Origin of the sequence: Pseudomonas sp. 34 E 7 (genome assembly GCF_900005715.1) — a bacterium.
GTDB classification, from domain to species: domain Bacteria; phylum Pseudomonadota; class Gammaproteobacteria; order Pseudomonadales; family Pseudomonadaceae; genus Aquipseudomonas; species Aquipseudomonas orientalis_A.
The window spans coordinates 34,548-51,447 of sequence record NZ_CVTX01000106.1 but is presented as its reverse complement, the minus strand read 5'-3'; the positions used below and the strand labels follow the sequence as shown (position 1 = coordinate 51,447).

The following is a 16,900-nucleotide window of genomic DNA, read 5'->3' as shown; positions in this document are numbered from 1 at the left end:
TTTACACCTTCGCCACGAGTGGGCGACCAAGCAGGCCCTGGGGACGGAAAATCAGAATCACCACCAGCAGGGAGAAACTGAACACGTCTTTGTAGTCAGAGTTGATCAACCCCGCGAACAACGACTCGGAGATACCGAGGATGATCCCGCCCAGCATCGCCCCAGGCAGGGAGCCGATGCCGCCGAGCACCGCGGCGGTAAACGCCTTGATGCCGATGATGAAGCCGGCGTAGAAGTCGAAGGTGCCGTAATTGAGGGTGATCAGCACGCCAGCCAGGGCAGCCATGGCGGCGCCGATGACAAACACGTAGGAGATCACGCGGTCGGTATTGATGCCGAGGATCGAGGCCATCTTGCGGTCTTGCTGGGTGGCCCGGCACATGCGGCCGAGCTTGGTGTATTTGATGATGTAGGTGAGCAACGCCATGCCGGCGAAAGCCGCCACGAGGATGAACACTTTGGTGTAGGTCAGTTGCACGAAGCCGGTGCCGATATCCACGCGCCAGGCGCCGGCGAGCAGGGTGGGAATGCCTTGTTGCTTGGCACCCTGGGCGATCTGCGCGTAGTTCTGCAGGATCAGGGAGATGCCGATGGCGCTGATCAGCGGTGCCAGTCGGGTGGAGTTGCGCAGCGGTTTGTAGGCGACACGTTCGATGACCCAACCGTATACGCCGGTAACGACCACGGTGAAGATCAGGGTGCCGAGAATGAGCAGCGGGAAGGATTCGATGCCGAAGTAAGCCAGCAGTGCCAGACTGATCGCCGCGAGGTAAGCGGAAATCATATAAACCTCGCCGTGGGCGAAGTTGATCATGCCAATGATGCCATAGACCATTGTGTAGCCGATGGCGATCAGGCCATAGACCGACCCGAGGGTCAGGCCGTTGACCAGTTGCTGCAGGAAAATACCATCCATAACGCAATCTCACGCGGTGAGCACCTGCACACCGGTGGGTGTGCGGTGCTTCTGGAGGAAAACAGAGGCTAGGCACGCGCCCTCCCTTGTAGGAGCGAGCTTGCTCGCGAAAAACCAGAGAACGCCGTGTGCATCCAGGAAACCAGCGTTATCGTTGACGTTCTTCGCGAGCAAGCTCGCTCCTACAGGGAGGTCATGCAGTCGGTTGAATTACTTCTGTTTTTCCAGCTGGTGGTATTTGCCGTCTTTATCCCACTGGTAAACCACGTAGTCGGAGATTTTCAGGTCGCCCTTGGCATCCCAGGTTTTTTCGCCCATGACGGTTTTAACCGGGTTGGCCTTGAGCCACTTGGCAGCGTCCTCACCCTTGTTGGACTTGGCGCCGTTGAAGCCGGCGGCCAGGGCCTGGATCGAGGCGTAGGCGTACAGGGTGTAGCCTTCCGGCTCGTACCCGCTTTTACGGAAGGCATCCACCACTGCCTTGCTCTCTGGCAACAGACGCGGGTCAGCACCGAAGGTCATGTACACGCCATCCACGTACTGGTTGCCACCGGCGGTTTTTGCCGGTTCGTCGGTCACTACGCCGTCATCGGACATAAACGCGGCCTTGAGGCCTGCCTCGCGAATCTGGCGAACCAAAGGACCGGCTTCGGGATGCAGGCCACCGAAGTACACGACATCGGCGTCAATGGAACGGATCTTGGTGACCAGGGCACTGAAGTCTTTCTCGCCACGGGTCAGGCCTTCTTCCAGCACCGGCTTGACGCCGCGTTTGGTCAGCTGGGCAGCGGTGGCGTCAGCCAGGCCCTTGCCGTAGGTGTCCTTGTCATTGATCACCGCGACTTTCTTGCCTTTGAGCACGTCGACGATGTAGTCGCCGGCGACAATGCCCTGCTGGTCATCGCGCCCGCACATGCGGAACATGGCGCCCAGGCCGCGCTCGGTGACCTGTGGGTTGGTGGAGCCGGGCGTGATCGCGATAATGCCCGCTTCGTCGTAGACCTCAGACGCCGGGATGGTGTTGGACGAGCAGAAGTGCCCGACCACACCGATCACTTTGTCCTGGTCCGCCAGGCGGTTGGCCACGGCAACGGCCTGTTTTGGCTCGCAGGCGTCATCGCCGGCCACCAGCTTGATCTGCTCGCCGTTAATGCCACCGGCCTTGTTGATAACATCGGCTGCCGCCTGGGCACCCTTCATGTACTGCTCACCGAAAGCGGCGTTGGCGCCCGTCATCGGGCCTGCCACACCAATTTTCACATCAGCTTGAACAAACGTAGAAACACCCAGCGCCGCTGCAACGGCGAGGGCCAGAAAACCTTTCTTGTAAAACGTCTGGGACATGAGTGGTGCTCCGATATTTTTGATTTTTGGCACGACAACTTGCATTCAAACCTTTCACTGAAAGCTCAGAGCAAGCGGCGTGCCATTACTTTTTTATTCTTCAAAAAGACACGGTGTCATTGTTATTGCACGCGTTTCGCGTCCCCCCGCCAGGACGTGCAACCGTCTAGTCTCGACAGGTGCAACCAGCAAGCCAAAAAAGTGCAACCTTGAACGGTGGCACCTGCAACCGAAGGGATAAACGACAGCTCCAGGCGCTGTAACCCCGTGCGTAACGGAACTGCACATTTACAGTGCGTGATTGCTACGACTTGCACCAATACAGATGGGTAGCCGGCTAAGAAAATACCGGCTAACGAGCGCTGTTACGCGGGTCAGACCACGATCCGCAGGCATTGCCCCGCGTGGTACAGCGAGAACCCCGCTTCATAGAGGCAACTGCGCAGGCCCGCGCCCGCCAGGGGTTGCATCGGTGCAAAGGGAATCGGCAGCGACTGGGGATTGTGGTGACACAAATAGTCGGCAAACGCCTTGCCGACCACGCTGCCGGTGGTCACGCCGCGCCCGTTGTAGCCGGTGACCGCCACCAGCCCGGGCGCCGGCTCGAACAAACGCATCAAGTGATCGGGGGTAAACGCGATGCAGCCGGTCCAGGTGTATTCCCACTGCACCGATTTGAGATAGGGGAAGTAATGCTGCTGCACCCGATCGGCCCACGCCTTGAGGAACCAGGCCGGTTTCTGGTTACCGTTGCCCAGGCTGCCGAGCAACAGACGACCATCGGCGTCGCGGCGAATGCTGCTCAGCACCTGGCGTGTGTCCCATGAGCCCTGGCCGCCAGGCAGGATTCGCCCGGCGGCGTCATCGGTGAGCGGCGCCGACGCCACCTGATAGTAGTAACCGGGGAAGAAATTACGCCGCAGTTCGGTCCATTCACCTTCGGTATAGGCATTGGAGGCGATCACCACCTGGGCGGCCTGCACCGCGCCCTGGACGGTCTGCACAGACCAGACTGCACCCTGGCGCTCAAGCCGGGTGACGGGGGAATGATCGAACAACTGCCCGCCCAACCCGACGGCCGCATTCGCCAGACCGCTGGTGTAGGCCATTGGGTTCAAGGTGCCGGCGCGTCGGTCCAGCAAGGCGGCGGCGATTTTCGTGGTGCCGGTGGCCTGCTCGCAGGCCTGCCCGGTGAGCAACTCGACCGGCGCGCCACGGCGCTTCCACTGTTCTTCTCGACTGCGCAGATCCGCCTCGCCACGGGCGTTATGCGCCATGTGCAGGGTGCCCTCGCGGCGCAACTGGCAATCGATGTTGTACTTGTCGATCAGGCCGAACACCAGCGCCGGTGCCGCGCCCAGCATGCGGTTGAGCTGGCTGCCTACGGCTGTACCGAAACCGGCTTCGATCTCGTCCGGCGGGATCCACATACCGGCGTTGACCAGCCCGACATTGCGCCCCGAACCGCCGTGACCGGTGCGATGGGCCTCCAGCACCGCAACACTTTTACCCTGTTCGAGCAAATGAATGGCGGCCGACAAACCGGTGATGCCGGCGCCGATCACGCACACATCCACCTTGACCTCACCCTTGAGCGCGGCACGATCCGGCCGGTTGGGGGTGAGGTGTTCCCATAAACATGTTTCGCGCAGCGCCATTGCCAGACTCCGATGAGACCTAACAGACCACAATCTTGACGTGTAAATGAGCTCAACTGTGGGAGGGGGCTTGCCCCCGATGCGGTGTATCAGTCAACAAATGTGCAGCTGACCCACCGCAATCGAGGGCAAGCCCCCTCCCACATGGACTCAGTCGAACGTAATGCCCTGCGCCAACGGCAACTCCAGCGAATAGTTCACGGTATTGGTCTGCCGGCGCATATACCCGCGCCACGCATCCGAGCCCGACTCACGCCCGCCGCCGGTCTCTTTCTCACCGCCAAACGCGCCGCCGATCTCCGCGCCGCTCGGGCCGATATTGACGTTGGCAATCCCGCAGTCGCTGCCCACCGCCGACATGAACTGCTCGGCTTCACGCACATCGGTGGTGAAGATGCACGACGACAAGCCTTGTGGCACCGCGTTGTTCAGGCGCAGCGCTTCGGCAAAGTCGCTGTAGCCGATCACATACAGAATCGGCGCGAAGGTTTCGGTGCACACCACATCGCTTTGCTCGGGCATTTCCACAATCGCCGGCGCCACGTAGTAAGCGTTGGGGAACTGGTCTTGCAACTGGCGCTTGCCGCCGAACACCTTGCCGCCCTCGCTCAAGGCCTGCTCCAGGGCGTCCTGCATGTTGTCGAAGCCGTGCTTGTCGATCAGCGGGCCGATCAGGTTGCCTTCCAGCGGGTGGCCGATGCGCACCTTGGCGTAGGCGGCCTTGAGGCGGGTGACGATTTCTGCCTTGACCGATTCATGGGCGATCAGCCGACGCAGGGTGGTGCAACGCTGGCCGGCGGTGCCGACGGCGCTGAACAGGATCGCACGCACGGCCATGTCCAGGTCGGCGCTCGGGCCGAGGATCATCGCATTGTTGCCGCCCAGCTCAAGGATGCTGCGGGCAAAGCGCGCGGCGACTTTGGGCGCCACTTCACGGCCCATGCGGGTGCTGCCGGTGGCGCTGATCAGCGCCACACGCGGGTCATCCACCAACGCGGCGCCGGCATCGCGGCCGCCGATGATCACTTGGCTGAGGTACTGCGGCGCATCCTTGAAATTCTTCAACACACGCTCGAACAGGGCCTGGCAGGCCAGCGCGGTGAGCGGGGTCTTTTCCGACGGTTTCCAGATCACCGCATTGCCGCACACCAGCGCCAGGGTGGTGTTCCACGCCCACACCGCGACCGGGAAGTTGAACGCGCTGATCACGCCGACCACGCCCAGCGGGTGCCAGGTTTCACGCATATGGTGACCGGGACGCTCGGAGGCGATGGTCAAACCGTACAACTGGCGCGACAAACCGACGGCGAAGTCGCAGATGTCGATCATCTCCTGGACTTCCCCCAGGCCTTCCTGGGTGATCTTGCCGGCTTCCCAGGAGACCAGCTCGCCCAGGTCGGCCTTGTACTCGCGCAATACGTCGCCGAACTGGCGCACCAGCTCGCCGCGACGCGGGGCCGGTACTTTGCGCCAGGCGTCGAATGCATGCTCGGCGCGACTGACCTGCTGCTCCACCTCGGCGGCGCCTTCCCAGTTCACGGCGCCGATGCGGCTGCCATCGATCGGTGAATGCACAGGCTGTGTACCCGCCTGGTACAGCGCCGGGTTTACGCCTAGACGGTCAAGCAATGCAGCAACCATGGGGTACTCCTTCAAATCTGCAAACACAAAATTGCGCCGCCGCAGACACGGCGATCCAGGCCTCATTTGTAGCTGGCCCAAGACTTGCCAACAAACGACGATTAGGCGAGATATCATTCCGTTTATTCATGCGAAGAATAAAAAGAGGCATGCCGTGCTGAACAAAAGACATTTGCCCTCGATCACCGCCCTGCAGTGTTTCGAAGCCGCCACGCGCCACCTGAGCTTTACCCGCGCCGCCGAGGAACTCAACCTCACGCAAAGCGCGGTGAGCAAACAGGTGGCGCAGTTGGAAGAGTTGCTGCAGCACCTGCTGTTTCGCCGCGTGCGGCGCCGCTTGCAGATGACGCCGGCGGGCGACCTGTACCTGGTGGAAGTGCGCAAGATCCTCTCCCTGGTGGAGATGTCCACCCACTACCTGCGCTCCTACGGCGGCGAAACCGAAGTGCTGCGCGTGTCCACGCCCTACACCTTCGGCGCGCGCTGGCTGGTGCCGCGCCTCAAGGGCTGGCGCCTGCGTCACCCAAACATCCATCTGGACCTGTGCAACGAACAGGAACCGGATGAACTGCTGCAGGGCAAGGCCGACATGGCGTTCTATTTCGGCCAGGGTTCACGCCCCGGCACCGAGAGCGTGAAGTTGTTCAGCGAAGAGCTTGTACCTGTGTGTTCGCCCGAGAGCCTGCCGGCAGAGCCGTTCACCGACCCGACCCAACTGAGCGAACTGGTGCTGCTGCAAAACGCCTCGCGACCCCAGGGCTGGCATGACTGGTTCGCCAGCCAGGGTTTGCACACCGAACACAGTTATCACGGGCCGCGCTTCGACACCTTTTATATGTGCATTCGCGCCGCGCAGGTCGGCTGCGGCGTGGCGCTGCTGCCGCGGTTTCTGGTGGAAGAGGAATTGGCCGAGGGTAAGTTGGTGATTCCCTGGCAGCATGGGATGCCGAGCCAGGATGCGTATTACCTGGCTTATCCGGAGCATGCGGCGGAGGTGCCTAAAGTGAGGGAGTTTGTGAAGTGGATGCTGGAGCAGGTTATTTAGTGCCTGGAATATAGCCATCGGGGGCAAGCCCCCTCCCACATTTGAAATGCATTCCAAGTGTGGGAGGGGGCTTGCCCCCGATGGCGCCAGTGGCCCCGGCAAAAAAATCACTGGCAAACCAACCCAGGTCTATGCGCCACTAGCCCCCTTCCTCAATTGTGCGTAAAGGCCGACGCCCAGCGTCGACCCGTCTGGAGATTCCCGTTATGAGCGAGAGTGTGTTTGCCGATCGCATCGTGCAGAACCTGCTCGACACCGACTTCTACAAGCTGACCATGATGCAGGCGGTGCTGCACAACTACCCGAATGTGGAAGTTGAATGGGAGTTTCGTTGCCGCAACAGCGAAGACCTGCGCCCGTACCTGGCGGAGATTCGCTACCAGATCGAGCGTCTCGCCGAGTTAAGCCTGAGCCCGGACCAATTGGGCTTCCTGGAACGTATCAGCTTCATGAAGCCGGACTTTTTGCGCTTCCTCGGGCTGTTTCGCTTCAACCTGCGCTACGTGCAGACCGGCATCGAGAACGGCGAGCTGTTTATCCGCCTGCGCGGGCCGTGGCTGCATGTGATCCTGTTTGAGGTGCCGATGCTGGCCATTGTCAGCGAAGTGCGTAACCGCTACCGCTACCAGACCGTGATCCTGGAACAGGCCCGCGAGCAGTTGTACCGCAAGTTCGACTGGCTGACGGCGAATGCCGCCAGCGATGAACTGTCGGAGCTGCAAGTGGCCGACTTCGGCACGCGTCGACGCTTTTCGTACCGGGTGCAGGAAGAAGTGGTCAGCGTACTCAAGCACGACTTCCCCGGCCGCTTCGTCGGCACCAGCAACGTGCACCTGGCCCGCGAATTCGACATGAAACCGTTGGGCACCATGGCCCATGAATGGATCATGGCCCACCAGCAACTCGGCCCGCGCCTGATCGACAGCCAGATCGCCGCCCTTGACTGCTGGGTCCGCGAATACCGTGGCCTGCTGGGCATCGCCCTGACCGACTGCATCACCACCGATGCGTTCCTGGGCGACTTCGACTTGTACTTCGCCAAGCTGTTCGACGGCCTGCGCCACGACTCCGGCGACCCGGTGCAGTGGGCGGAAAAAGCCATCGCCCACTACCATAAGCTGGGTATCGAGCCGATGAGCAAGACCCTGGTGTTCTCCGACAGCCTGACGTTGCCCAAGGCCCTGGAGATTTTCCGCGCCCTGCGTGGTCGCATCAATGTGAGCTTTGGCATCGGCACCAACCTGACCTGCGACATTCCAGGGGTGGAACCGATGAGCATCGTGCTTAAAATGACCGCGTGCAATGGCCAGCCCGTCGCCAAGATTTCCGATGAAGCGGGCAAGACCCACTGCACCGACCCGAATTTTGTCGCCTATTTGCGTCACGTTTTCAAAGTACCTGCCCTATCCAGCAAGGAGTGAAGCATGCAAGCCGTACAGCGTGAGATTGCGCAGCAGCTCAAGGTGCAAGCGCCGTTCAAAGACCAGGCCGCCCTTGAGGCAGAAGTCGCCAGGCGCGTGGCCTTTATCCAGGACTGCCTGCGCAATTCCGGGCTCAAGTCGCTGGTACTGGGCATCAGTGGGGGTGTCGATTCCCTCACCGCAGGCCTGCTGGCCCAACGTGCCGTGCAGGAACTGCGCGCCAGCAGCGGCGACGCGGCCTATCGTTTCATCGCCGTGCGCCTGCCCTACGAAACCCAGTTCGACGAACTCGATGCCCAGGCTTCGGTGGACTTCATCGAACCGGACGAGCGCCACACCGTCAACATCGGCCCGGCGGTCAAAGCCCTGGCCAAGGAAGTCGCGGCGTTCGATGACAAACCGGCGGCCTCCCGCGATTTCGTGCTGGGCAACACCAAGGCGCGCATGCGCATGGTCGCGCAGTACACCATCGCCGGCGCAACCGGTGGGCTGGTGATCGGTACCGACCATGCGGCGGAAGCGGTGATGGGCTTTTTCACCAAGTTCGGAGATGGCGCCTGCGACCTGGCGCCGCTGAGCGGGCTGGTGAAAAACCAGGTGCGTGCGATTGCGCGGCATTTCGGCGCGCCGGAGTCGTTGGTGGAGAAAGTCCCGACCGCCGACCTGGAGGACCTGTCGCCGGGCAAGCCGGACGAAGCGTCACATGGCGTGACCTATGCCGAAATCGACGCGTTCCTGCACGGTGAGCCCGTGCGTGAAGAGGCGTTCAGGATTATCTGCGAGACGTACCGCAAGACGGAGCACAAGCGGGTGATGCCGTTTGCGCCTTGAGGTGAGGCAGGTAATTTTGCATTGATTGCCAGAATGCCATCGGGGGCAAGCCCCCTCCCACATTGACTGTGTTCACAAATCAAGTGTGGGAAGGGGCAAGCCCCCGATGAACGATAACGCGGTCTTACTTGACGGTCACAGTGCCTTTCATCATCGAAATATGGCCTGGGAACGAGCAAAAGAACATGTAGTCCGTGCCCGCCGTCAGCTTCGACACGTCGAACGTCACCGAATCTTTCTCGCCGGCACCAATGAGCTTGGTGTGGGCGATGATGCGGTCGTCGCCTTCCTTGAGGTAGTTTTTGTCAACACCGGCGGCCATGCCGTCGCTGGCAACCGGCTGCATGTTGGCGGCGCTGGTCAACACCCAGTTATGCCCCATGACGTTTTTTGGCAGGTTGCCCGAGTGCGTCAGCTCGACGGTGAACTGTTTGCAGCTCTTGTCGATGGTGATTTCTTTGGTGTTGAACGACATCTGGTCGGTGGAGTCGACAGTGACCTTGCACTCTGCAGCAAGCAACTGGCCGCTAGCCAGAGTCAGCAGGGAAACAGCAACGAGTTTGGCGAACATGTGAATCTCCAGGGCAGGGTTGGAAAACGCGTATTGCGACAAAGGGTGCCTCAAGCAGGCTTAAGTTCTTATGATCTGCATCAACAGATTGTATACAACTTTAGGCTATCAGGCTGATCAACACAATCTAACATCCGCCTCCACGGCAACCGGATATGATCGGCCCATCCCCCACTGGAGCCCGCACCATGCCCCTCAATCAACTGTTCAACGGCCTGTTTGCCGCTTACGCCAGCGGTAAGTGAAGGCCAAGCGCGCTGCGAAGCTGCTACCATAGCGACCCAAGGCAGCCGCGCGCCGCCCACCCTCACCTTCGACCCTAGAGGATCGCCCATGGCCAAACCTAATTACTCCTTCGCCAAACGTCAGAGAGACTTGGCCAAGGAACAGAAGAAAGAGGAAAAGCTGCAACGCAAGAAAGCCGCTGCTGATGAAGAAGCGGGCGCACTGAACCCGGACGTCGACGCTGAAGCAACCGGCGACGACACTGAAACACCAAAAGATCCGGCTGAATAATTGATCGTTCCCACGCTCTGCGTGGGAATGCAGCCTGGGACGCTCCGCGTCCCGGCGCACCTGAAGCACGATCATTCCAGCGGCATCACCGTCACCCGCACCTCCGGGTCATGGTTCCCTCCCCCCAATATCACCCCGCGCAACGGCGACACATCGGAAAAGTCCCGGCCCCAGGCCAGGGTGATGTGCTCCAGTGCCGGCCGCACGTTATTCGTCGGATCGAAATCCACCCAACCCGACACCGGACAAAACACCGACACCCAGGCATGAGACGCATCGGCGCCGATCAGCCGTGGCTGGCCGGGCGGCGGCTGGGTGAGCAGATAGCCGCTGATATAGCGCGCCGCCAGGCCCCGCGAGCGCAGGCAGGCGAGCATCAGGTGGGCGAAGTCCTGGCATACACCGCGACGACGCTCCAGCACTTCCACCAGCGGCGTGGCGACCTGAGTGGCTTCGGCATCGAAGGTGAATTCGCTGAAGATCTTCTGCATCAGCGCCTGCACGCCTATCAACAGGGGTGCGCCGGCCGGGAAGCAGCTTTCGGAGAACTCGACGAAGGTTCTTTTCAAATGCACGTAAGGCGATTCGAAGCGATAACGGCAGGCTTCGATGATCTGCGGCGACAGCGGCTGACTGCTGTAGGTAAAGCTGTCACGGGTGCGGTCCCACGCCGGCGACTGGCGCAAATCCAACGGCGGCCGCGCCAGCACTTCCACGGTCAGGCCGGCGTTGATCAGCAATTCGTCATGGGGCCGTTCGAACGCCAGGCGGGTGATCGGGTTGCCGAACACGTCCAGCTCATCGCGGCGTGACGAGGGCTGCGGGCTGATATCCAGGGTCTGCCAGGTGCACCGTTGCCACGCACAGGGCCGCGGCCATAAATGCGCCAGCTGCTGGGCCAGGGACACCGGGCTGTCGTAGTGATAATGGGTGTCATGGAAAATCTGATAGCGCGCACTCATCACACCGACACCGTTTGCTGGCTGACATCATCCACATGGGCAAAGTGGCGCAGGGCCAGGCGGTCCGACACTTGCCCGCTTTCATCGGCGACCGCTTGCAGCAGGTCGGCCAGGCCATCCAGGGCGGCGCGCACGCCGGATTCGCCGAACAGCGGGTTCTCCAGGCACCCCAGATCGAAGCGCGCCAACTGCTCCACCAATGCTCCCAGGCCGGTTTCCCGGGGCACGCCGAAATCATCGTTCAAGCGACGCAAGGTGCGGCTCACCAGTTTGAGCTGGAACAGCACCGCATGGGGGTTCTGCTCGTCGAGCAACAACAGGTCGAGCACCGGAATCAGTTGCGGCACCGCCAGGTACCGCGAACGGTAGGTGATGCTGCTGTTGCCCAGTTCCAGCAACCATTCCAGCCCGGCCTGATCGAAGACCGCCACCCCGCGCAGGAACGCGGCAAGGCTGCCGCTCAGGAACTGCAGGCGCTCGATGCGCCGGCCCATCATCAAGAAGCGCCAGCCCTCGTCGCGGGTCATATCGTCCAGGGCAAACCCCGACAGCGCCGCCAGGGACATCACCAGACGGTTGAGGAAGTCCAGCAACTCGCCGAAGTCCGGGGTTTCACGCTCCAATTCCATGGCTTCGCGTTGCAGCTCCACCAGCGCCTGCCAGTTTTCCCGGGACAATTTGCCGCGCACCTGGGACGCCGCCCACTGCAAACGCTGCAAATTGGCGCGCAGGCTCGAGGGCCAGTCATCGCCGAGCAAGGCGGCCAGCAAGCGCTCGGGCAACTCGCCCTCTTCCGGCAACAGCCGCAGGCTTTCGCCCAGTTCGACCGCCGCCTGCAAGGCCAGCGGGTCGTCGCCGTCGACATAGCGCGCCAGCACAATACGCAGCCAGCGCGCACTGTCATCGCAACGCTCGCAATAACGGCCAAACCAGAACAGGTTCTCCACCACTCGCGACGGCAGATACGGATCGCGGCGCACCAGGTCGTGCGCGCCAATCACGCGCTGGGCGCGCCACTGCTCGCCACCGGGCGCACGTTCGCCGAGTACCCAGGTGTCCTTGCTCGCTCCGCCGCGTTGCATCGACACCACTTCGGCATCGGCTTCGGCGGCTACGCGGGTCAGGCCGCCGGGCAGCACACGGTAGCCGTCGTCACTGGCCACGGCGTACACGCGCATGCCGATGGCGCGGTGTTGCAAGTGGTCGTCCACGGTGTGCCACACCGGCGCCTGGGACAGCTGCGCCAGCTCCTGGGCAACATAGGCGTAGGGCCTGGCACGCATGCGGTCGGCCAGGGCCTGGCGTTGTTCGGCGTTCAGGTCGCGACCGAACACCGGGGCGAAACTCTGCGAAGGGAACGCCGGCTTGATCAACAACTGCGGCAGCTTCTCCAACGCCTCGGCCAGCACCGGCGCCTCGCCGCACCACCAGGTGGCGATGGACGGCAGGATCAGTGCTTCGCCAAATAAAAACTCATTGATCTTCGGCAGAAAGCCAAGCAGACCCGGGGACTCCAGCACACCGCTGCCCAGGGCATTGGCCACCAGCACATTGCCCTGGCGCACGGCATCGAGCAGGCCCGGTACGCCGAGCGCCGAATCGGTGCGCAGCTCCAGGGGGTCGCAGAAGTCGTCGTCCAGGCGCCGCATGATTGCGTGAACGCGGCGCAGGCCACTGAGGGTCTTGAGAAACACGGTGCTGTCGCGCACGGTGAGGTCGCCGCCTTCCACCAGGGGGTAGCCGAGCTGACGCGCGAGGTAGAGGTGTTCGAAATAGCTTTCGTTGAAGCGCCCCGGCGTCAGCAGCACGATCAACGGTGGCTGGTCATCGCCGGGCGCCTGGCGGGCCAGGGTTTCCTGAAGTGTGCGAAAGAATCCGGTGAGGTGTTGCACCTGCAAGTCACGGTAAAGATCCGGGAAGGCGCGGGACACGATGGTGCGGTTTTCCAGGGCATAGCCGGCGCCAGACGGGGCCTGGGTTCGGTCGGCCGTCACCCACCAGCGTCCATCAGGCGTGCGGGCCAGGTCCACGGCGTACAGGTGCAGGAAAGCTCCGTCCGGTGGCTGGATACCCTGGCACGGCCACAGGAAGTTGTTGTGACCGAATACCAGCTCGGCGGGCAGCAGGCCTTCCTTGATCAGGCGCTGCGGCCCATAGAGGTCGGCGAGCACGGCATTGAGCAGGCGCGCCCGCTGGGCAATGCCGGCCGACAGGTGCTGCCACTCGTCAGCGGCCAGCACGTGGGGCAACAGGTCCAGTTCCCATGGGCGATCGGCGCCCTTGGGATCGGCGTAGACGTTGTAGGTCACGCCGTTTTCCTGGATCTGCCGGGTCAGCAATGCCTGGCGCTGGGCCAGTTGGGCCGGCGTGCTGCGTTGCAGGTGGTCGAGCAGGCGCTGCCAATGGGCACGCACTGCGCCGCTGTCATCCAGCAGTTCGTGATAGGTGCCCGGAGTCAGCGGGTAACGGTCGAGCAAATCGGACATGGAACGCTCGGCAGAGGCAAGGGGGCTCAGGTTAACTCAACAAACACTGCAAATCCTTGTGGGAGGACCCTCCCACATTTGGATTGTCATTCAATCATTTTTATTAGGGAAGCGGCGCAGATCCAGCGTCATCGGCAATTCATCGTTCACCACCACAGTCGGCACGCAGAGCTTGCCTGGACTATGCCCCAAGCGGAAAAACCGCGCCATCCGCCGGCTCTCGGCTTCATTGGCATTCACCGGCAAGCTGTCGTAATTGCGCCCGCCCGGATGGGCGACATGGTACTGGCAACCGCCCAGCGAGCGCTGCATCCAGGTGTCCACCAGGTCGAACACCAGTGGCGCATGCACCGCGATGGTCGGCTGCAGGCAGTTGGCCGGTTGCCAGGCGCGGTAACGCACGCCGGCGACAAACTCGCCGACGCGGCCGGTCGGCTGCAGCGGCACCGGGATGCCATTGCAGGTCAGTACATAACGTTGCGGTGCCAAGCCGCTCAACTTCACTTGCAGACGTTCCAGGGATGAGTCCACATAGCGCACCGTACCGCCGACCGCGCCCTCCTCGCCCAGCACATGCCAGGGTTCCAGGGCCTGGCGCAGTTCCAGCTCGATACCGCTGACGGCATAGTCGCCGACCTTGGGAAAACGAAACTCCAGGTGCGCGGCAAACCACTCGGCGCGCAGCGGATAACCGGCGGCATTGAGCTCGGCGATCACATCGGCGAAGTCCTGCTCGATAAAGTGCGGCAACAGGAAGCGATCATGCAGTTCGGTGCCCCAGCGCGCCAACTTCGGTGGCGCGTAAGGTTCACGCCAGAACCGCGCGACCAGCGCCCGCAACAGCAACTGCTGGGTGAGGCTCATGCGCGCATGGGGCGGCATTTCAAAGGCGCGCAGTTCCAGCAGGCCCAGGCGGCCGGTGGCGCCATCAGGGGAATAGAGTTTGTCGATGCAGAACTCGGCGCGATGGGTATTGCCCGTGACGTCGATCAGCAGGTTACGCAGCAAACGGTCGACCAACCAGGGCGGGCATTCTTCGCCCGGCTCGGGCATTTGCGCAAAGGCGATTTCCAGCTCATACAGCGCGTCGTTGCGCGCCTCATCCACTCTCGGCGCCTGGGACGTGGGTCCGATAAACAGGCCGGAAAACAGATAGGACAGCGAGGGGTGGTTGTGCCAATAACTGATCAAGCTGCGCAGCAGATCAGGCCGGCGCAGAAACGGTGAATCCTTGGGCGTGGCGCCGCCCAGCACGAAATGGTTGCCGCCGCCGGTGCCGGTATGACGACCGTCGATCATGAACTTTTCCGTGGTCAGGCGGGTTTGCCGCGCCTCTTCGTAGAGGAATTCGGTGCGCTCCACCAACTCGTCCCAGGTGGCGGACGGCTGCACGTTGACTTCGATCACGCCGGGGTCCGGCGTCACTCGGAAATTGCTCAGGCGTGTATCCGAAGGCGGCTCGTAGCCTTCCAGCAGCACCGGGCAATGCAGTTCTTCGGCGGTCGCCTCGATGGCCGTCACCAGCTCCAGGTAATCCTCGACACGCTCCAAAGGCGGCATAAACAGGTACAGGCGCCCTTCCCGCGCTTCGGCGCACAGCGCAGTGCGGGTCAGCCAGTCGGCGGATTCATCGACCTGCGGCACGCGCTCATCACTCGGGGCCGGTTCGTCATGACTGTGCAGTTGGGCAGTGGTCGGCAGCGCCGGTTGGTCCTGATTCGGGTCGGTCGGATGCACAAACGGATATTCCGCCGCTGTCACCCACGGCTGCGACGCCAACGGCAGTCGATAACCCAACGGCGAGTCGCCCGGCACCAGGCGGCAATGGTTGTCGCGCAGGTACCAGCGCCCGCTCTGCCAGCGATCATTGGCGGCGGTGCGCGCCAGCGGCAGCACCTGGCCGATGACTTTATCCAGGCCCTGGTTGAAGACTTTGCGCAGGCGCTCGCGCTCCAGGTCATCGCTCAGGCGCGGGTCCTGAGCGGTGACGTTTTGCGGTAGCGCGCCCTCGCGCCACAGGTAGTAAAAATTGTCTTCAAACGCCGGGAACACGAAACGGGCCGGCAGCTTGAGACGCTCGGCGACGCTGGCCAGGAAGCGCCCGGCCAGTACGCCATCCGCGCCGTAGTCGGCTTGTTCATCGGCGATCAACGCGCTGTTGTGCCAGATCGGCACGCCGTCGCGGCGCCAGTAGCAGTTCAGGGACCAGCGCGGCAACTGCTCGCCGGGGTACCACTTGCCCTGGCCGAAATGCACCAGGCCCTGCGGCGCGTAGTGCCTGCGCAGGCGCTGGAACAGCTCGGCGGACAGGCGACGCTTGTCCGGGCCCAGGGCGGCGGTATTCCATTCGGCGCCGTCGGGGTCATCGATAGAGACGAACGTCGGTTCGCCGCCCATGGTCAGGCGCACATCGTCCCTGTGCAGGTCAGCATCAATCTGCCGGCCCAGGGCCTGGATCGCCTGCCATTGCTCTTCGGTGTAGGGCTTGGTCACCCGTGGCGCTTCCCAGAGGCGCTCCACCGACATCTCGTGGCTGAACTCGCACTCGCACGGTTCAACCAAGCCACTGATCGGTGCCGCAGAAGACGGATCGGGACTGCAGGCCAACGGGATATGGCCTTCACCAGCGAACAAGCCCGAGGTGGCATCCAGGCCGATCCAGCCGGCGCCGGGCAGATACACCTCGCACCAGGCGTGCAGGTCGGTGAAATCCACGTCGGTGCCGGAGGGGCCATCCAGGGCTTTGACATCGGCGGTGAGCTGGATCAGATAGCCGGAGACAAACCGCGCCGCCAACCCGAGGTTGCGCAGCAGCTGCACCAGCAGCCAGGCCGAATCGCGGCATGAGCCCGAGGCATTTTCCAGGGTGAACTCCGGGGTTTGCACCCCCGGCTCCATGCGGATCAGGTAGCCGATATCGGCGGCCAGGCGCTGGTTGAGTCCGACCAGAAAGTCCACGGCCGGCAGCGGTGTGCGGTCGATACCGGCCAGGTAGGCGGCAAACTTCGGCGTCAGCGGCAACGTTTCCAGGTAGGGCGCCAGTTCGCGCTGCTCATCGGCGGCATAGCTGAAAGGGATGTTTTCGGCGTAGGGCTCGAGGAAAAAATCGAATGGATTGAATACCGCCATCTCGGCGACCAGATCGACCTCTACGCGCAGCTCGTCAGTCTTTTCCGGAAATACCAGACGCGCCAGATAATTACCCTGGGGGTCCTGCTGCCAGTTGATAAAGTGCTGCTCGGGCAGCACCTTCAGCGCATAGGACAGTATCCGCGTGCGGCTATGGGCCGCCGGGCGCAATCGCACAATTTGCGGGCCGAGTTCGACAGCACGGTCGTAGCGGTAATGCGTAACGTGGTGCAACGCGACATGAATCGACACGGCGGCCTCCTGCGAGCCAGGGCATGGGCACAACGCGCGCAAGACTTATGCCAGAGCGGCGGTCATTGCGCTTTATCGTGGGAACCGCCGCAGTACAGCACCAAAATGGCGCCAACGGTGGCGTCATG

General features: G+C 62.3%; 12 protein-coding genes. 4 read left to right on the top strand and 8 right to left on the bottom strand.

Features of this window, described 5'->3' with window-relative positions; genetic code table 11:
• Position 1 precedes the first annotated feature (1 nt).
• From BFP96_RS08645 to BFP96_RS08630, 4 genes are all read right to left on the bottom strand, one after another.
• Positions 2-916, bottom strand: coding sequence for an ABC transporter permease subunit (locus BFP96_RS08645; protein WP_034125666.1), 915 nt, complete (start codon positions 914-916; stop codon positions 2-4).
• A gap of 210 nt (positions 917-1,126) precedes the next feature.
• Positions 1,127-2,260 carry a branched-chain amino acid ABC transporter substrate-binding protein gene (locus tag BFP96_RS08640; RefSeq protein WP_065936033.1) on the bottom strand — a complete coding sequence of 378 codons (1,134 nt, stop codon included), beginning with the start codon at positions 2,258-2,260 and terminating at the stop codon, positions 1,127-1,129.
• Positions 2,261-2,634: 374 nt separating this feature from the next.
• Positions 2,635-3,918, bottom strand: a complete 1,284-nt coding sequence (locus tag BFP96_RS08635) for an L-pipecolate oxidase (protein ID WP_065936032.1) — start codon at positions 3,916-3,918, stop codon at positions 2,635-2,637.
• Between the two features lie 150 nt (positions 3,919-4,068).
• Complete coding sequence (locus tag BFP96_RS08630) at positions 4,069-5,559, bottom strand: L-piperidine-6-carboxylate dehydrogenase (protein ID WP_065934794.1); 1,491 nt, start codon at positions 5,557-5,559, stop codon at positions 4,069-4,071.
• 154 nt (positions 5,560-5,713) lie between these two features.
• Here BFP96_RS08630 and BFP96_RS08625 point away from each other — a divergent pair, with 154 nt between their 5' ends.
• The 3 genes from BFP96_RS08625 (at position 5,714) to nadE (ending at position 8,856) form a co-directional block, all read left to right on the top strand.
• Positions 5,714-6,604, top strand: coding sequence for a LysR family transcriptional regulator (locus BFP96_RS08625; protein WP_065894527.1), 891 nt, complete (start codon positions 5,714-5,716; stop codon positions 6,602-6,604).
• Between the two features lie 206 nt (positions 6,605-6,810).
• The gene (pncB, locus tag BFP96_RS08620; protein WP_065883346.1) at positions 6,811-8,025 is read left to right on the top strand and encodes a nicotinate phosphoribosyltransferase; all 1,215 of its coding nucleotides are present in this window, start codon (positions 6,811-6,813) and stop codon (positions 8,023-8,025) included.
• A gap of 3 nt (positions 8,026-8,028) precedes the next feature.
• Positions 8,029-8,856 (top strand): ammonia-dependent NAD(+) synthetase, encoded by an 828-nt coding sequence (gene nadE, locus BFP96_RS08615; RefSeq protein WP_065896733.1) that lies wholly within the window; start codon positions 8,029-8,031, stop codon positions 8,854-8,856.
• Between the two features lie 124 nt (positions 8,857-8,980).
• On the opposite strand, the gene azu is transcribed toward nadE, so the two are convergent.
• A complete protein-coding gene (azu, locus tag BFP96_RS08610; protein WP_065883471.1) occupies positions 8,981-9,427 on the bottom strand; it encodes an azurin in 447 nt (148 codons plus the stop codon).
• A gap of 333 nt (positions 9,428-9,760) precedes the next feature.
• Here azu and BFP96_RS08605 point away from each other — a divergent pair, with 333 nt between their 5' ends.
• Positions 9,761-9,943: a hypothetical protein gene (locus tag BFP96_RS08605; RefSeq protein WP_065883342.1), complete on the top strand. Its 183-nt coding sequence runs from the start codon at positions 9,761-9,763 to the stop codon at positions 9,941-9,943.
• Between the two features lie 71 nt (positions 9,944-10,014).
• Here BFP96_RS08605 and BFP96_RS08600 read toward each other — a convergent pair whose 3' ends face one another.
• The 3 genes from BFP96_RS08600 to BFP96_RS08590 all read right to left on the bottom strand — a co-directional run bounded on the left by BFP96_RS08600 (position 10,015) and on the right by BFP96_RS08590 (position 16,772).
• A complete protein-coding gene (locus BFP96_RS08600; RefSeq protein WP_065936031.1) occupies positions 10,015-10,905 on the bottom strand; it encodes a transglutaminase family protein in 891 nt (296 codons plus the stop codon).
• Positions 10,905-13,391, bottom strand: coding sequence for a circularly permuted type 2 ATP-grasp protein (locus BFP96_RS08595; RefSeq protein WP_065894521.1), 2,487 nt, complete (start codon positions 13,389-13,391; stop codon positions 10,905-10,907). Before BFP96_RS08595 ends, BFP96_RS08600 begins: the two co-directional genes overlap by 1 nt.
• A 90-nt stretch (positions 13,392-13,481) precedes the next feature.
• Positions 13,482-16,772, bottom strand: coding sequence for a transglutaminase family protein (locus tag BFP96_RS08590; protein WP_065936030.1), 3,291 nt, complete (start codon positions 16,770-16,772; stop codon positions 13,482-13,484).
• Positions 16,773-16,900: the final 128 nt, after the last annotated feature.